Here is a 16,047-nt window from a genome sequence, read left to right on the forward strand (position 1 = left end):
TCGAAGGCCAGGTTTCCGGTCCGTGCGTGAGGCGGATGTGGCTGGTGTGACCCACGGAACAGACAGGTTCAGACAGGTGTGTCTACGGTACGGACATGTCCGAACAGGCGCGTAAGCATCAGCGGGTGGCCCGGATACTGGGCCGGGAGATCCGGGGTGGAGCCCTGCGCACGGGGAGCCGGCTTCCGGGGGAGCACGCTCTGACCGAGCGGTTCTCCGTCAGCCGTTCCACGGTCAGGGAGGCACTGCGCACCCTCGCCGACGAGGGGCTGGTGCGCACCCATCCGGGCATCGGCTCCTTCGTCAGCTTCGACGGCGCCCCGCTGGACAACAGGCACGGCTGGAAACAGTCCCTCACCGAACAGGGCATAGCGCCCGAGACGACGGTGCTGCGCCTGGAGACCGTGCGCGACGCCGCGCTGCGGGACGCGCTCGGCCTGGCGAGCGACCGGTTCCTCGCCGTGGACCGTATGCGCACCCTCCCCAACGGTGTCCGGCTCTCCCTGGAGTACAGCCGGGTGCCGCTGCACGCCGGCCTTGAGGACGTACCCGAGACCGGCCTCGTCGACGGATCGCTGACCGCGACCCTCGCCGGAGCCGGGCTCGTGGTGGCCTCGGGGGAGCAGCGCGCGACCGCCGTCCCGCTGGGCGAGGCGGAGGCCGGCCAGCTGCGGCGCGCGGCCGGTACGTCGTTCCTGCGCGTGACCCGCGTGGGGCGCTCCCCGGTCGGTGCCGTCATCGAACACGTGGTGAGCCTGCTGGACCCCGAAAGGTTCGAACTGCGCACCACCTTCGGCGAGCCGGGCCACCAGTGAAGGCGGGACCGGCGGCCGGTTCGGCCGAACCGGCGGGCCCGGTGAGCCCCGCCCCTCCGATCCGTAACACGCGACAGGAAAACGGAAGACCCCCTATGAACGACCCCCGCACCGACCGTGCCCTGGGCGCCCTCTACGGGCTCGCTCTCGGCGACGCGCTGGGCATGCCCACCCAGATCATGTCCCGCGCCGCCATCACCGCGCGCTTCGGCCGCGTCACCGGCTTCGAGGCCGGACCGCCGGACAACCCCGTGGCCGCTGGAATGCCGGCGGGAAGCGTCACCGACGACACCGACCAGGCGCTCATCGTCGGCCGGCTCCTGACGGGCCCGGAGGGACGGATCGACCCCGAGCAGTTCGCGAAGGCCCTCCTGGAGTGGGAGGCCGGGATGAAGGCCAAGGGCTCGCTCGACCTTCTCGGCCCCTCGACCAAGGCGGCACTGGACGCGGTGACCCGGGGCGTGCCGGTCAGCGAGACCGGCAGCACAGGGACGACGAACGGCGCCGCGATGCGCGTCACCCCGGTCGGAGTGGCCTTCCCCGTACGCCCGTTGGACGCGTTCATCGACCGGGTCGTGGAGTCCTGCCAGGTCACCCACGACACCACGATCGGCATCGCCGGTGCTGCCGCCGTCGCCGCCGCTGTGAGCAGCGCCGTCGACGGTGCCGGTCTCGACGCGGCCATGGACGCGGCCGAGGCGGCGGCCAGGGCGGGTGCGGCGCGCGGCCACTGGGCGGCGGGGCCCGACATCGCCACCCGTATCCACTGGGCACGCGGCGCGGTGACGGGGCTGGACGAGGCGCAGGCCGCCGACCTCATCAGCGAACTGATCGGCACCAGCGTCGCCAGCCAGGAGTCGATACCGGCCGCTTTCGCCGTGCTCGCGCTGGTCGGTGAGGACCCGTGGCGTGCCTGCCTGCTCGCGGCCAACCTCGGCGGCGACTGCGACACGATCGGCGCCATCGCCGGTGCCGTGGCCGGCGCGGTCTCCGGGCTGAGCGGCCTGCCGGCCGACGCCGTGGCGACGCTGCGCTCCGTCAACGATCTCGACGTGGAGCCACTGGCCGCGCGTCTTCTCGCCCTGCGTCCGGCCGGCTGAGCCGGAACCGCGCTCTCGCAGCCAACGCAGACAACGCAGACAACGCAGCCCGCACATACGCGAGGAGCCCACTCCTCGCCTCTCGCCTCGTAAGGAGGTTGGGCCATGGCTGACTCGAAGACGAGTGAGCTGGTCGGCACCGTGGAGACCCGCGGTATCGAGCCCGTACCCGACCAGGAGCGGCATGGCCACGCCGGACAGATGTTCTGGACGTGGTTCGCCGCCAACATCTCGCTGCTGGGCCTTCCGCTCGGCGCCACCCTGGTGGCGTTCCGCGGGTTGAACATCTGGCAGGCCGTCATCGTCGCGATCATCGGCGCCTTCGGCTCGTTCGCGCTGGTGGGCGCGTTGAGCATCGCGGGCAAGCGGGGCGGCGCTCCGGCGCTCACGCTGTCCAGAGCCGTCTTCGGGCGGCGCGGCAACACGGGACCCACACTGGTGACCTGGATCAGCAGGGTGGGCTGGGAGACCGTCAACACCACCACGGCCGCCTACGCGCTGCTCTCCCTGCTGGCCATCGTCTTCGGCACGCACCAGAACACCGTGCTGACCATCATCTGTCTGCTGGTCTTCATCGCCTGCACCCTGCTCATCAGCGGGCTCGGGCACGCCACCATCATGTGGATCAACAGGTGGGCCACCTATGTCTTCGGCCTGCTGAACCTGGTCGTCATGGGCTTCCTCGCCGCCACCGTCGACTGGACGAAGGTGGTGCAGGCGCCTGCGGCGCCGCTCAGCGCGGTCATCGCAGGCGTCGGTGTCATCGCGGCGGGTACCGGCATCGGCTGGGCCAACGCCGGTGCCGACTACGCCCGTTACCTCCCCCGCTCCATACCCGGCGGGCGGCTCGTGCTGGCCTCGGCGTGGGGCGCAGGTATACCCCTGGTGCTGCTGATCTCGCTCGGCTCGCTGCTCTCGGCCGGCGACACGTCGCTCGCCGCCGCGTCCGACCCGGTGGCCGCCATCGACGCGATGCTGCCGTCGTGGATGTCGGTGCCGTACCTCATCGCCGCCTTCGGCGGACTGCTGCTCTCCAACCACCTGTCCGTGTACTCGGCGGGGCTCACCCTGGTGACACTCGGCGTACGGGCCAAGCGCACGGTCGCCGTGGGGCTCGACATCATCCTGACGTTCGCAGGCGGCATCTACTTCATGCTGGTCGCCAAGGACTTCTACGGTCCGTTCACCACGTTCCTGACCATCCTGGCCGTGCCCATCACCGCCTGGGTCGGCGTCTTCGCCGTCGACATGATGCGCCGCCGCGTCTACGACCCCCGCGCGCTCATGGAGACCCGGCGCTCGGGCCGCTACTGGTACAACGGCGGGTTCGCCTGGTCGGCGTGCCTGTCCTGGGCCGTGGCGATCGTGGTGGGGCTGATGCTGACCGAGGCCAAGACCAGTGACACCGACGTGTGGTTCTCCGGCCCGTTCTCGCACAGCTGGCTCGGCAGCAACGGGCTCGGCTGGGTGGTGACCTTCGTGGTGGCCGCCGTCGCCTACAGCCTGCTGCTCCCGCTGGACCGCGCCGTCTCGGCCGAGGCGACCCGCCGCACCACAGAGCCCGCCGAAGGCCCCGGCTACGGAACCGGAACCGGGTCTGGAAGCGGACCCGAGTCCGGAAGCGGACCCGGCTCTGGGACTGAGACTGGAACCGGGAGCGGAACCGGCGGTTCCACAGAGGAAGGAGTCACCGTATGAGCGCACGGCTCGTGCTCGCGGGAAGCGTGATCGTCGACATGGTCATGCGCGTGCCCCGGCTTCCCGAGCGGGGCGGCGACATCCTCGCCTCGGACGCCGAGCACGTCGTCGGAGGCGGCTACAACGTCCTCACGGCTGCCCGCCGCCTCGGTATGCCCGTCGTGTACGGGGGCGGCCACGGCACAGGTCCCATGGGCGACCTCGTCCGTGCGGCGCTGGAGCGCGAGGGGATCACCCCGCTGCTGCCTCCGCGCCCCGACCGGGACACCGGATACTGCGTCGCGCTGGTCGACTCGGGCGGCGAGCGCACCTTCGTGACGGCGTCCGGCGCCGAGGGGGCGCTGACCGGCGAGGACGCCCGCGTGCTGGCGGCAGAACCCCGTGCCGGCGACCTCGTCCAGCTCTCCGGCTACGGGCTGGCCTACCCCGAATCGGCCGACAGGCTCACCGAGTTCGCCGCGGCACTGCCCGAGGGCGTCGTGCTGTGCATGGACCCGGGCCCGCTGGTCGCCGACATCGACCCGGGCAGGCTCGCACGTGTCCTCGCCCGGGTGGACTGGCTCAGCTGCAACCGCCGTGAGGCCCGGCTGATGACCGGCATCGACGACGCGGCGGCTGCGGCCGGCGAACTGGCCCGGCGGCTGTCACCTGGCGCCGGCGTCCTCGTACGCGGTGACGCGGAAGGATGCTGGCTGGTGACCGGCGGCCAGGACGCCGTACGGGTACCGGGCCGGCCCGTCACGCTGGTCGACAGCAACGGTGCGGGAGACGCGCACGTAGGCGCCTTCCTCGCCTTCCTCGGCCGGGGCGCCGACCCCCTGGACGCGGCACGCGGCGCCAACGTCGCGGCCTCGGTCGCCGTCACCCGCCGCGGCCCCGCCACCAGCCCCACAGCGGCCGAACTCGCCCCGCTGCTGGCCGGGAACGACCCCCTCGCGCCCCTCCTCGAAGCGGAGCCCGCGCCGGGGGACTGAGCGGAGCGGCGCCGACGGCACAGGGCACGCGACCGGGCGTGCGGGGGCGCCGACCGGGCGCGGCCCGTACGGCCGGCGTTCCCGCCGGGCCGGCACGGCAGGGGAGGGCGGGCTAGAGGATCTCCAGGGGCCGCTTGCGTTTCGGTGGCGGGAACGCGTCGTCCAGGAGGGCCAAGTCCTCGACGGTGAGCGCGAGTTCGGCGGCGGCCCTGTTCTCCTCCACGTGCGCGACGGAGGACGCCTTGGGGATCGCGACGACGTCCGGGTGCCGCAGTACCCAGGCCAGTGCCACCTGCGCCGGGGTCACCCTGTGCGCCGAGGCGACGGCGCCCAGCGCCGGGTGGTCCAGCAGGCGTCCCTGTTCGACGGGCGAGTAGGCCATCAGCGGCACCGACGCCTCGCGGCAGCGGGGCAGCAGGTCGAACTCGGGCCCGCGCCGCGAGAGGTTGTAGAGCACCTGGTCGGTCTCGGGGACCGCGCCCGTGGGCAGGTCGTCCAGGTCGTCGGCGTCCAGGTTGCTCACTCCCCAGGCGCCGACGCTGCCCTCCCGCACCAGGGACTCCAGCGCCTCGACGGTCTCCGTCAGCGGGACGGAACCGCGCCAGTGCAGCAGATACAGATCGATCCTGTCGGTGTCCAGACGGCGCAGGCTGGCCCTGCACGCCTGTACGGTGCCGCGTCGGTCGGCGTTCGACGGGAGCACCTTGCTGACGAGGAACACCTCGTCCCTGCGGCCCTTGACCGCCTCGCCGACCAGCTGTTCGGCCGCGCCGTTCCCGTACATCTCCGCCGTGTCGATCAGGGTCATGCCCAGGTCGACACCGGCGCGCAGCGCGTCCAGCTCCTGGTCGCGGCGTGCGGGGTCGTCGCCCATGTGCCAGGTGCCCTGGCCGAGCGCGGGGACCGCGGTACCGGAGTGAAGGTTCACCGTGCGCATCGACAAGGTTCCGTTCCCTTCCCTGTGCTTTCGCGGCGGGCTGCCCGCCGCCTTCCCATGATCACCGCTACGGGCGCGCAGCGCGCGGACGGGCATCCCGTGCGGAAGCACGTCCGCTCCCGGCGCCCCCCGGCGGCGCGGAACCGGGAGCCGAGCCGCCCCGCACCGGGTGCGACGCGGACACGCGCCGCCGCCGATGCCACACCAGGCCCCCGACGGGAAAGCGAAGAGGGCGTGCCGGCGAGGGAGTTGGCGTGACCGGGCGGCGACGAGCCGCCCGGGAACCACAGGGGAGCCCGTGCGACCCGTACGCGTGGCGCGGGCTCAGGGCTTCGATGTCAGCCAGGGCCTGATCTGGCGCCTGGCGTGGTACAGCCGGGACTTGACCGTACCCAGCGGTATGCCGAGCCGTTCGACGATCTCGGCGTACTCCATCTGGCACAGGTCCCGGTACACCAGCGGCGCCACCAGATGCGGACTCTCGCGGTCCAGCCTGTCCAGCGCCTCCAGGAAGTCCACCCGGGAACCTGCGATCACGCTCGTCGTACGCGGGTCGGGGGCGCCGGTCTCGTACGGGGAGTGCGAGGGCAGCGGCTGCTCGGCGGAACGGCGCTTCAGCTCGCGGTACTTCTGCCGCGCGCAGTTCGCGACGACGGTGTGCAGCCACGTGCTGAACCGGCTGCGCCCCTCGAAGCGGTGCACGTTCCGCGCGACCTGGAGCAGGACGTCCTGCGCCGCCTCCTCCGCGTCCTCGCGGAACAGCAGGAACCGCGCGCAGCGCCGTACGACCTCGGGCCTGATCGTGCGGAGCAGGGCGTCGAGAGCGGCGTCGTCACCGGCCGCCGCACGTGTGGCGAGCGCTTCCGTATGGTCGGCGGGACTGACAGCGCCGGGGCCTGTGGGGCTCTGAGTCATAGGGCTTTCAGTAGCTTCGGGGGAGGAGTCGGAGGTGTCGGAGGTGTCGGCCTTGCCGGTCTTGTCGGGCTCGTTCTCGGCGTCTTCGGAGGTGGGGGCCACAGGCAGGCATCATAAGGGGCATGCCCGCACCTGATCAGATCGGCCGTTACCGAGTGGAGCGACGTCTCGGCTCGGGGGCCTTCGCCGTCGTATGGCTCGCGCACGACGACCGGTTGCACGCCCCGGTAGCCGTCAAGGTGATGGCGGAGAACTGGGCGTATCGCCTGGACATCCGCGAGCGCTTCCTCACGGAGGCGCGGTTGCTGCGCAAGGCGACGGGCGGTGGAGTGGTCCAAGTCTTCGACATCGGGGAGCTGGACGACGAACGGCCGTACTTCGTCATGGAGTACGCCGACCGCGGCACGGTCGCCGACCGGATGACGGCGGGTCCCGTGCCCCTGCCCGAAGCACTGGCACTCGTGTCCGAGGTGACACGCGGCGTAAGCGCCCTGCACGAGGCGGGTGTCGTACACCGTGACATCAAGCCGTCGAACGTGCTCCTGGCCGGTGGCGGTGCTGCGGGCCGTGAACGGGTCCTCGTCGCCGACCTCGGCCTCGCCAAGAACCTCGCCCAGGCATCCGGGCTGACCGTGGTCGCGGGGTCGGCCGGCTACATGGCGCCCGAGCAGGCCGAACCGTACGACGGTATCGACGCGCGCGCCGACGTCTACAGCCTGGGAGCCGTGCTCTACCACCTGGTGACCGGCGCGGTACCGGGTCCGCCAGGACAGGTCATGCCGCCGGGACGGCTCCGTGAGGGGCTGCCGCCCGAGGTGGACCACGCCGTCGCCTGCGCCATGCACCCCGACCGCGAACAGCGCTGGCCGACGGCGGCGGCCTTCGCCGCCGAGCTGGACCGCCTCGCTGAGCTGTTCCCCGACGCCGCGGGCGGTCCTGGCCGGCCCGCGGGGGCAGCACCGGAGCCCGGCTCCGGGTCCGGAGCTGCCGGGTCCGGAGCCGACCGGGAGTCGGGGGCGCGGTCGGGGTCAGGCGCGCGCCCGTGGTCGGGCCTCCAGCCGGCGTCCTCCGGAATGCAGCCCTGGTCCGGCGTACGGATGGAGCCGGGACCGGGGTCCTCCGCCGCGCCGCCGGGAGCGTCGTGGGCCGGGGGAGCGGGACCGTCACAGGGAGCCGCGACCTCCGGGGCTTCCGCCGTGTCCGGCGCCGCTGCCGTGCCCGGGCCTTCCGCCGGGTCCGGGCCTTCCGCCGGGTCCGGGGCCGAAGCGCCTCCGGACTCCGCGGCATCCCCGGCGCCTTACGAGCCCCGGACGGCCCATGCGCCCCACGCGGAACATGCGCCCCAGACACCGCAGGCGTCCGCTGTCGCTCCCGTTTCCGGTACCTCCGGGGAGCCCGGTCAGCCGGTCCAGTCCGGGCCGGCAGGCCCCCCAGGACCGCTAGGCCAGCCCGGGGGCTCGGCCTCGTCGGAGTCCTGGTCACCGGCCTCCGAGCTGTCGTCCGGGCCGTCGTCCGGGTCGTCGGCTTCCGCCGCCCCGGGGGCCTCCGCGCCGTCCCAGGCGCGTGTGCCGACGGAGGTGTCCGAGCCCCGTCCGGGACCGGGACAGGGGGAGGACGCTTCGGGCGGGCGTCCCCGGCGCCATCTCAAGTCCGCCGCGCTGGGCGCGGCGTTCGCTGTGCTGCTCGCGGGCGTCGGCTGGTACGCGACGTCCAGGGACCAGTCCTCTTCGCCCACCACGGTGCGGGTGAAGGACGCCACCAAGCGGGTCAGCGTGGAGATACCCGCAGACTGGGCCGATCAGGTCGTCGAGACGGGCTGGAGCCCCGCTTCGCTCGGGCTGCGCGACCAGCGGGCCCCCGGACTGACCGTCGCCCAGGACGCGGACCGCTGGCAGGACCTCACGGCCGGGGTCAGCGGCGTCTTCGTCGGCGTCGGCGGCAAGGCGGGCACCCGCGCACTGACGGAGAAGGTCGCGGCCATCGAGCACCAGGGCTGCTCCTACGCGGGCAGCCGGGCCTTCAGCAGCGCGTCATGGAAGGGCAGCGTCCGCAGCTGGTCCTCCTGCGATTCGCCGGGGCACTCGCTGGAGGAGATCGGGCTGACGTCCCAGCGCGCGGGCGTACCCCAGGTGTACGTGCAGATCCGGTGCGACGGTGAGTGCACCGAGAGGACGGACAAGGTGCTGCGGAGCCTGCGGGTACGGGGTTCGTGAGGTTACGGGTACGGGTGCGGGGGAGGGGCGGGGACCGGAGGAGACGGGGCCGGGGGCGGGACCGGAAAAGTACGCCCCGCGCCTTCTGTGCGCCTTCCGTCCCGACCGACCGTGAGCTTTCAGCCCCGGCCCGACCGTGAGCTTTTTTCGGCCCCGGTTATGAGCTTTCCGCTCTGACTGTGAGCTTTCCGTCCCGGCCGCTTCGAATGCGGCGCGGGGCACGGGGCAGGCGGGGAACGGCGCGGGCCGCGCACCCGAGCGGCTGGACCGGTCGCGCGGGGAACGAGCAGGGAGTGACGGGCAGCCATGACACAGCACCAGGACACGGCGACCGTGCGGACGCGGGGGCAGCCGGGCGGGCCGGCGACGGAGGCGGACTCCGGCAGTACGGAGGCGGGTTCCGGGAGCGTGCGGGGGCGCGGGGGCGTGCGTGTTCGCCTCGTCGCCGCCACGGCCGTGCTGGCGGCGTCGGTGCTGCTCGCCGGCTGTGGCGAGCAGGGAGCCGGCGCTTCGGGGCCCGTGCGGGTGGACGGCAGCGCCGCACCCGCCGGAGGTGACGGTCCTGGCGGCAAGAGCGCGTCGCCCGGCGGCAGGAAGGCCGGGAGCGCGTCGCCCTCCCTGGCGTCGGACTCCCCGGCGGGCAACGGAGACGGGGGCAAGGCACGGGGCGGGAACGGAGACAGCGGAGACAGCGCGCGCAGCGGGGAGGCGGACGGCGCCGGGACGCGTCCCCCGGGCCCGAAGGGCGGTGCAGGAGACGGGGATCAGGCGGGGCAGGACGGTGCCTGCCGCACCGGGGAACTGTCGGCCTCGGTCGGCACCCGGCGCTCGGGCGCCGGCCAGCAGAACGTACCGCTGGTCCTCACCAACGACTCATCCCGCACCTGTACGGTCGGCGGCTACCCGGGCATGGCCTTCGTCGACGGCGCGGGCAACCAGGTCGCTCCGGACCCGGAGCGCGCGCCCGGCGAGACGAAGTCCGTCACGCTGAGCCCGGGAAGCAGTGCCTGGGCGCCGCTGAGCTACACCAACCCGGCGATGACCGGAGCGCCCACGGTCACCCCGGTCGCCCTCAGCGTCACGCCGCCCGACCAGAGTGACTCCCTCAGGGCCGACTGGCCCGGAGCGCAGGTCGCCGAGTCAGGCGAGGCGTCCACGCCCCGCATCGGCCCACTCAGTCCCGGCACCGGCCCCTGACGGGGCGTCAGGGGCGCGTTCACTCCGCGCACACACGCCGGAAGCTCGTCGGTGCCGCACCCGCGCGATTCCGTGCCGCACGGCAGGGGACGTGTACGGCCGTACGGTGGGAACATGGCGGTCCATGCGGGGGCTGGGGGCGTCAGTGGCCGAACAAGAGCGTACGCGGCGGGAATTGGGGCGGATCTCACGTGGAGTGAGCGAACCCCGTCTGCGGCTCGTGCAGCGGCTGCGCGAGCTGTACGTCGACGGAGGCTGGACGTCCCTGAGGGCGTGCGCGCAGGAGACCGGGCACGCGCGGCGTGCGGTCGGGCGCTATCTGTCCGGCGCGGCGCTGCCGCCGATGGCCTTCGTGGACGCGCTCCTGACCGCTTCGGCCGCCCGCGCCGGGTACGGCGTGGACTCAAAGACGCGGCTGGCCGCGCGGGAGCTGTACTGCGCGAGCGTCCAGGACGCCGCACGCAGGCCGCAGGGCCCCTGGGACATCAGCGAGGTCGACAACCCCTGGCACGAACGCATCGACCTGGGCGCCCTGTTCGTCGCCTCGTACGGCGACGGCATGGAACTGTCGCTCCAGCGCGAGGAGGACGGTGAGCGGCGCTGGGTGGGTGCGACCGTGGTGCTCGACCGGGGCGCGGCCGTCCTCCAGATCACGGCGTTCGCCGTCGTCGCGGGAGAGCCGCTGTGGGAGGACGTCCGCGCCGACATGTCGGAGGGCCTCACGGCTGACGGCTCGTTCGTCACGGAGGAGGACGGACCGTTCGGCACCGAACTGAGCGTCGCCGTACCCGACGAGCAGATGTCCGGCGGCTACTCGCTCGTGCGCTTCGCCGGCTGCGACGGGCCGGGCTGGCTGCTGCGCGGCACCTTCGAGGAGGGTGCGGCGCTCAGCGGGACGCGCTACGCCCGCCCGATGGACGCCGTCTTCAGCTCCACCGTCGTCGCGCCTGGTCACGAGGTGCACAGCTCCGGTGATCCGCTCTGCCTCACCCCGCCCCCGTAACCGGCCTGGACCGCGGCGCGTGCCCGCGTCCCGGGGCTCAGTCGCCGTTGGACGGCGGGGGCAGATGGGGGTTCTTGTCCTGCTGCCAGGAGCTCTCCAGGGACTCGGAGCTGCGCAGGGGCAGGAGGGGCCGGGTGCCGTCGGCCGGGGGCCAGGCGGGGCGGTGTTCGGCGGGCAGCGTGGCGAGGGCCTGGCTGACGCTGAGGTGGACGGGCAGTGCCTCGGTGCTGCCCGTCACGGCGAGGAGGGCGGCCAGGTGGCGGCCTGCGCAGGCGAGCAGCAGCATTCCGTCGCGGCGGTGCAGCAGCCAGCGCAGCGCGAGCAGGCAGTTGAGGCCGCGGGAGTCGCAGAAGACGAGCGCGGTCACATCGAGGACGAGGTAGCGGTACCCGGCGCTGACGGCCGCGCCGATGCGGTCGAGGTACAACATCTCCGAACCGTGGTCGAGTTCACCGCTCAGCCGCAGCACGGCGCTCTCGTGACCTGCCGCCAGCGAGGTGATGACCAGTCGGTCGCTGTCCCACGAACCCACGCCCTTCTCCCTTCCCCGGGAACGTCCCTGACGGGGCGCTGTGCCGCCGCGACCGCGGGGGTCACCTCCGAGTGCCCCCGGAGGGCCGTACCAACCCCCAGGGGCCCTTCAGGCCCCGGCGCGAGCGCCCTACGCGGTCATACCCCGATGCCACCGGCGCGTGCGGCCGGTGCGGCCGGTGCGGTGTCGGTGCGCCAACGCGGTCAGCGTGGGTCAGGTGGGCGCGGCCGGTGTCGCAGCCGCCGCGCGGAGGAAGCGGACGGCGTGCTCGCGGAGCGCGTCCGTCGCGGGGTGCGTGGGGACACGGGGCCAGACCAGGCGGACGGTCACGGGCGCCGCGTCGGCGAGGGGGAGATAGCGCACGCCGGGGTGCGGATAGCTGTGGGTCGTGCCCTCGGCCGTGACGCCGACGGCTTCCCCCGTGGCGATGGCCGTCAGCCAGTCGTCGACGTTGGTCACCTCGACGGTGGCGGGGCGCAGCGCACTCGGCCACAGCGCCGCGCTGGTGGTGGCGGCCGTCGCGCAGACCGCGACGGTGTGCGGCGCCAGTTCGGCGAGGCGCACCTCCGTGCGGGCCGTGAGCGGGTCGCCCTCGGGCACGGCCGCCATGCGCGGTTCGCTGTACAGCGCCACGGACTCCAGGCCCGTACCCGGTGCGGGGCGTGTACGCAGGAACGCCGCGTCCAGGCTCCCGCGCCGCAGCCCGGCCTCGGGGTCGTCGTCGCGGTGAGCGTGCACGGGTGTATCGGGTTGCTCAGTGCGCCAGGCCCGCAGCAGCGGTACCGTATGGCGTCCCAACGCGGCCCATACGAAGCCGAGTTGGAGGGCGCGTGGCCCGGAGGCCGCCTCGGTCAGCGCGTCGTCGAGCTGCCGCAGGATCCGGTGTGCGTGCTCCCACAGTCCGCGGCCCGCTGCGGTCAGTTCCAGGCGGCGGGTGGTCCGTTCGACCAGGCGCGTGCCGAGACGGCTCTCCAACTGGTCCAGCGTGCGGGAGAGCGCGGGCTGGCTGACGTGCAGCGTACGGGCGGCGTCGGTGATGGTTCCCTCGTCGCCGATCGCGGCCAGTGCCCGCAGGTGACGCAGCTCCACATTCATAACCGCCAAGCATAAGTCCGGTACGAACGGTATTTCCCTCCCATGAGCCGCCCGCTCTAGCGTCCAGGGCATGAGGATTCTCCTGATAGGCGCGGCCGGAACGCTCGGCACCGCCGTCCACAAGACACTGACAGCGCGCGGCCACGAGATCGTCACCGTGGGCCGGCACAGCGGCGACCTGCGCCACGACATCGAGGATCCGGAACAGATCACGCGGATGTACCGGGCGGCCGAGGGCGCGGGCGCTGCCGGGCGCCTGGACGCCGTGGCCTCGGCAGCGGGCGACGTGCCCTACAAGCCGGTGCTGGAGATGACGCCCGAGGACCACACGGCCGCCTTCCGTGGCAAGGTGCTCAGCCAGCTCGAAGTGGTTAGGCAGGGCGTCTCCCGTATCGCGGAGCGCGGCTCCTTCACGCTGATCAGCGGTGTGCTGGGGCGCGAGCCCATCCCCACGGGCAGCGCGGCGGCCATGACGAACGGCGCCGTCGAGGCGTTCGTGCGCGCCGCGGCCATCGAGATCGCACCCCAGCGCGTCAACGCGGTCAGCCCCACGCTCTTCACCGAATGCGTCCCCCAGTACGGGGAGTTCTTCCCCGGCATGCCCCCGGTGGACGTGGACACGGTGGCGCAGGCGTATGTGCGCTCCATCGAGGGCGCGCAGACCGGACAGGTCTACGAGCTGTCCTGAGCCGGCGAGGCCGGCTCGCGCCGCGCCGGCGCGCAGCGTCGCGGCGGCGGGCGCCGTGCGCGGGGTGTGGCCGGGTACGGGTCCCGGCCGGACCGGGACGGCGTGTTCGGTGGTGGCGTTCACCGGGTGTCCTTCACAACTCCCCGGCGGACATGGCCAGCAGGCGGTCGAGCACGGCCGGGTCGGCGCGTACACCGTCGTGCGCGTAGGCGTTGGTCACCCAGGGGCGCAGGCCGCGCACCTGGGCCGCCGTCGTCAGGGCCTGGTCGCGGTCGACGAACATGTCGTCGTGGTAGACGGCGGCCGTGACCGGTACCTCGTTGGAGGCCAGCCGGTCCAGGTCGTACAGGCGCGGCCAGTCGGTGCGCTGCGCGAGCAGATGTGCCGCTTCACGCAGCGGTACGAGCGCCGGGTCCTCCTCGAACTGCCAGGGGTAGATCATCTCGCCGGTGAAGCGCACGGGCCCACCGCCCTCCGCGCTGCTGCCCGAGGCGTCGAAGGCGGGGAACTCCTCGCGTACGCGCTGCGCCGACCAGTCGGTCGGCGCACCACCCTGCGCGTAGATCGGCTCGTGCAGTACGGCGTAGAGCGGGCGTTCGGCGAAGGAGAGCAGCGCGTCGGCCCCGCGCAGGAACGCGTCGGACAGCTCGGGCCCGCGCGGCCCCTCGGTGAACGCGGTCTCCAGCAGATAGTGCAGCGCGTCGAACTTCGCTGCCGTACCGAAGGTGATGCCGAGCGTCTGGAAGCGCCGCACGCTGAGCCGTTCCCCTGTCGGCATGCGTACGTCCTCGCTTTCCAGGTGCGCTGCGACGGCGTCGGCGAGTTCCTGGTCGCCCGGATAGCGGGCGAAGTAGCGCTCGTTGTGCGCGAGGGCACGGGCGTACGCGGCCCGGTAGACGTCGTCGGCGTGCCCCGTGAGGGTGGGCAGGCCGCCGGTGATCAGGGCCCGCTCCAACCCCTCGGGCGCCAGGCTGAGATACGTCAGCGCACAGAACCCGCCGAAGCTCTGCCCCAGCACGCTCCAGGGCCGGTCCGCCTCGCGTACGCCGCCGAGGTGGGCGCGCAGCAGCTCCGCGTCGCGGACGATCGAGTCGGCGCGGAAGTGCGCGAGGTGGTCGGCCATGGCGTGCGCGTCCGCGAAACCGGCCAGCGTGCGGCGGTCAGCGGGGGCTGAACGGCCCGTTCCGCGCTGGTCCATGAGGACCACACGGTAGTCGCGCAGCGCGCGGCGCAGCCAGGCGCCCGCCGCGTTCGGCCGCTCGGCCCGCCCGCCCGGCCCGCCCTGGAGCCACAGCAACCGGGGCAGCTCCTCGTGCTCGCGCCCCGCCGCCGTGACCTCGCGCGCGAACAGCGAGAGCGCGGGCCCCCCGGGCCTGGCGTGGTCGAGCGGTACGTCGAGGACGTGGTCGGCGCAGACCATGCCGCCGTGGCGGTGTACGGCAACGGGCGCTGGGGTGCTCATGTGCGGGGCTCCTTCGGGGTGAGGGGAGGGGAGGGGGCGGTTCGGGGCGAGGGGAGACGGGCGAGAGGCAGGGCGTCAGAGAGGCCGGGGGAGTGGTGGGGCGGGGCCGGGCCGGGTGGCTGTGCGCCGGCCGGGCGGCCCCTCCCCACGGGCGGTTTCCGGAAGGCCCTCAGTACCCGGCTACGCCCAACTCCTGGCAGACGCGCACCAGTTCAGGGTGCACATAGCGTCCGTCCACCTCGATGGCCTCGCCGTCGAGGTAGATGGAGGGGCCGAGCACACTGCCGTCGGTGTGTGCCGCCGACACCCACGGCTCGCCGCCGATCCAGGCGCCCTTGGTGCCGATGCCCAGCTCCACGCAGCCGAACACCCGCTCGTCCTCCACGATCCGGCCCGTCGGCGCGGGCACGCCGGGGTTGAAGCCGAGCGACCAGTGGGCGACGCGGAACATGTTCGCGTCGTCCCAGGACTCCATCCAGCGCCGGAACGTCTCGGCGTCCTGGCCGCCCTCGATGGCGGTCACAACGCCGTTCTCCACGGTGCAGCGAACCGGCGAGCGCAGCAGGCCCAGCTCGTCCGGCGGCCACAGGGCGCCGTCGAAGACGAGGGTGCCGTTCTGTGTCTCCTCCAGCGGGTTCCAGGAGATCTGCCCGGACAGCATGACCGTCTCGCCCGGCTTCTCGGCCGGCTTGCCGCGCAGGTTGATGGGGCGGTCGCCGTTGCGCCCGGTGATGTCGGTGCCGTTGGCCGAGGTGATACGTACCTCGTCGGCGGCCTCCAGCAGCTTGACCAGGGCCTTGCCGAGCCGTATGACGCCCTGGAAGTCGGGGCGCCCGACGGTCGCGACGAGCATCTGGACGTCCATCGCGGTCAGGTTGGTGTAACGGCAGCCGTTCTTCATTGCGGCGCGGAAGGCGTTCGAGTGCATCAGGTAGGAGACCGCGAACTCGATCCACACGTCCGCGTCCGCGATGGCGCCGGCGACGGGCCGCGGCGGCTCCATCGAGGAGCCGGGCAGCGTCTCGTACCAGATGATCACCGGGTGCGCGCCCGCCGCGGCCACCGCGTGCGCCGTCGCGTCGAGCACGCGCCGGTCGCTGCTGGTGTCGCCTGTGAGGGCGACATGTTCTCCGGGCTTTACGAGCATGACCTCCTCTACGAGTTTGCGTGCCGCCAGGGCTAGTTCGAAGCCGAGGTATTCGTTGCGGGGTTCCAGGCGGCTGTGCATTTCCATGCTGGGCTCCTTGTGCTTGTGCTTGTGCGTGTGCTTGCGCTTGTGCCTGTGGTTGTGGTTGTGGTTGCCGGGGAGGGGGGTGCGGCTTTCTGTGTTCCCCCAAGCTCTTCGAGCAGGGAGGTGCCCCCAGGACTGCGGGTGATTTGTGGCTGGGCGCGCAGTTCCCCGCGCCCCTTCGGGGCGC

14 protein-coding genes are annotated in these 16,047 nt (G+C 72.9%); 8 read left to right on the forward strand and 6 right to left on the reverse strand.

The features are described from left to right. Positions 1-95: 95 nt before the first annotated feature. The 4 genes from NMN56_RS04250 to NMN56_RS04265 all read left to right on the forward strand — a co-directional run bounded on the left by NMN56_RS04250 (position 96) and on the right by NMN56_RS04265 (position 4,587). Complete coding sequence (locus NMN56_RS04250; protein ID WP_274045160.1) at positions 96-815, forward strand: GntR family transcriptional regulator; 720 nt, start codon at positions 96-98, stop codon at positions 813-815. Between the two features lie 95 nt (positions 816-910). Further along, a complete protein-coding gene (locus NMN56_RS04255; protein WP_274045159.1) occupies positions 911-1,915 on the forward strand; it encodes an ADP-ribosylglycohydrolase family protein in 1,005 nt (334 codons plus the stop codon). Between the two features lie 105 nt (positions 1,916-2,020). After that, the gene (locus NMN56_RS04260) at positions 2,021-3,613 is read left to right on the forward strand and encodes a purine-cytosine permease family protein (protein WP_274045158.1); all 1,593 of its coding nucleotides are present in this window, start codon (positions 2,021-2,023) and stop codon (positions 3,611-3,613) included. Continuing rightward, positions 3,610-4,587, forward strand: a complete 978-nt coding sequence (locus tag NMN56_RS04265; protein WP_274045157.1) for a PfkB family carbohydrate kinase — start codon at positions 3,610-3,612, stop codon at positions 4,585-4,587. The genes NMN56_RS04260 and NMN56_RS04265 overlap by 4 nt, the downstream gene beginning before the upstream one ends. 112 nt (positions 4,588-4,699) lie before the next feature. Here NMN56_RS04265 and NMN56_RS04270 read toward each other — a convergent pair whose 3' ends face one another. Both NMN56_RS04270 and NMN56_RS04275 read right to left on the reverse strand, forming a co-directional pair. After that, positions 4,700-5,524, reverse strand: coding sequence for an aldo/keto reductase (locus tag NMN56_RS04270; RefSeq protein ID WP_274045273.1), 825 nt, complete (start codon positions 5,522-5,524; stop codon positions 4,700-4,702). Between the two features lie 324 nt (positions 5,525-5,848). After that, positions 5,849-6,439: an RNA polymerase sigma factor gene (locus tag NMN56_RS04275; protein ID WP_274045272.1), complete on the reverse strand. Its 591-nt coding sequence runs from the start codon at positions 6,437-6,439 to the stop codon at positions 5,849-5,851. A 122-nt stretch (positions 6,440-6,561) separates the two neighbouring features. On the opposite strand from NMN56_RS04275, the gene NMN56_RS43000 reads away from it, so the two are divergent. The 3 genes from NMN56_RS43000 (at position 6,562) to NMN56_RS04290 (ending at position 10,852) form a co-directional block, all read left to right on the forward strand. Next, positions 6,562-8,652, forward strand: coding sequence for a serine/threonine-protein kinase (locus tag NMN56_RS43000; protein WP_347178573.1), 2,091 nt, complete (start codon positions 6,562-6,564; stop codon positions 8,650-8,652). A gap of 306 nt (positions 8,653-8,958) precedes the next feature. Continuing rightward, positions 8,959-9,849, forward strand: a complete 891-nt coding sequence (locus tag NMN56_RS04285) for a DUF4232 domain-containing protein (protein ID WP_274045156.1) — start codon at positions 8,959-8,961, stop codon at positions 9,847-9,849. A 196-nt stretch (positions 9,850-10,045) separates the two neighbouring features. Then, a complete protein-coding gene (locus NMN56_RS04290) occupies positions 10,046-10,852 on the forward strand; it encodes a DUF3710 domain-containing protein (RefSeq protein ID WP_274045155.1) in 807 nt (268 codons plus the stop codon). 37 nt (positions 10,853-10,889) lie between these two features. On the opposite strand, the gene NMN56_RS04295 is transcribed toward NMN56_RS04290, so the two are convergent. Beyond that, a complete protein-coding gene (locus tag NMN56_RS04295; RefSeq protein ID WP_274045154.1) occupies positions 10,890-11,384 on the reverse strand; it encodes an STAS domain-containing protein in 495 nt (164 codons plus the stop codon). A gap of 213 nt (positions 11,385-11,597) precedes the next feature. Continuing rightward, positions 11,598-12,479, reverse strand: a complete 882-nt coding sequence (locus NMN56_RS04300) for a LysR family transcriptional regulator (protein ID WP_274045153.1) — start codon at positions 12,477-12,479, stop codon at positions 11,598-11,600. Positions 12,480-12,549: 70 nt separating this feature from the next. Here NMN56_RS04300 and NMN56_RS04305 point away from each other — a divergent pair, with 70 nt between their 5' ends. After that, a complete protein-coding gene (locus NMN56_RS04305) occupies positions 12,550-13,167 on the forward strand; it encodes a short chain dehydrogenase (protein ID WP_274045152.1) in 618 nt (205 codons plus the stop codon). A 133-nt stretch (positions 13,168-13,300) separates the two neighbouring features. Here NMN56_RS04305 and NMN56_RS04310 read toward each other — a convergent pair whose 3' ends face one another. Continuing rightward, a complete protein-coding gene (locus NMN56_RS04310; RefSeq protein WP_274045151.1) occupies positions 13,301-14,629 on the reverse strand; it encodes an alpha/beta fold hydrolase in 1,329 nt (442 codons plus the stop codon). A 169-nt stretch (positions 14,630-14,798) separates the two neighbouring features. Next, positions 14,799-15,863, reverse strand: a complete 1,065-nt coding sequence (locus NMN56_RS04315; RefSeq protein WP_274045150.1) for a 2,5-dihydroxypyridine 5,6-dioxygenase NicX family protein — start codon at positions 15,861-15,863, stop codon at positions 14,799-14,801. Positions 15,864-16,047 lie beyond the last annotated feature (184 nt).

The sequence above is a fragment of the Streptomyces iconiensis genome (assembly GCF_028657195.3).
Lineage (GTDB): Bacteria > Actinomycetota > Actinomycetes > Streptomycetales > Streptomycetaceae > Streptomyces > Streptomyces iconiensis.

Bases quoted from the DNA above. Each gene is read 5' to 3' on its own strand.
- NMN56_RS04285 (WP_274045156.1), top strand. From the start codon at position 8,959: ATGACACAGCACCAGGACACGGCGACCGTGCGGACGCGGGGGCAGCCG.
- NMN56_RS04260 (WP_274045158.1), top strand. From the start codon at position 2,021: ATGGCTGACTCGAAGACGAGTGAGCTGGTCGGCACCGTGGAGACCCGC.
- NMN56_RS04275 (WP_274045272.1), bottom strand. From the start codon at position 6,439: ATGACTCAGAGCCCCACAGGCCCCGGCGCTGTCAGTCCCGCCGACCAT.
- NMN56_RS04255 (WP_274045159.1), top strand. From the start codon at position 911: ATGAACGACCCCCGCACCGACCGTGCCCTGGGCGCCCTCTACGGGCTC.
- NMN56_RS04300 (WP_274045153.1), bottom strand. From the start codon at position 12,479: ATGAATGTGGAGCTGCGTCACCTGCGGGCACTGGCCGCGATCGGCGAC.
- NMN56_RS04250 (WP_274045160.1), top strand. From the start codon at position 96: ATGTCCGAACAGGCGCGTAAGCATCAGCGGGTGGCCCGGATACTGGGC.
- NMN56_RS04310 (WP_274045151.1), bottom strand. From the start codon at position 14,629: ATGAGCACCCCAGCGCCCGTTGCCGTACACCGCCACGGCGGCATGGTC.
- NMN56_RS04270 (WP_274045273.1), bottom strand. From the start codon at position 5,524: ATGCGCACGGTGAACCTTCACTCCGGTACCGCGGTCCCCGCGCTCGGC.
- NMN56_RS04315 (WP_274045150.1), bottom strand. From the start codon at position 15,863: ATGGAAATGCACAGCCGCCTGGAACCCCGCAACGAATACCTCGGCTTC.
- NMN56_RS04265 (WP_274045157.1), top strand. From the start codon at position 3,610: ATGAGCGCACGGCTCGTGCTCGCGGGAAGCGTGATCGTCGACATGGTC.
- NMN56_RS43000 (WP_347178573.1), top strand. From the start codon at position 6,562: ATGCCCGCACCTGATCAGATCGGCCGTTACCGAGTGGAGCGACGTCTC.
- NMN56_RS04305 (WP_274045152.1), top strand. From the start codon at position 12,550: ATGAGGATTCTCCTGATAGGCGCGGCCGGAACGCTCGGCACCGCCGTC.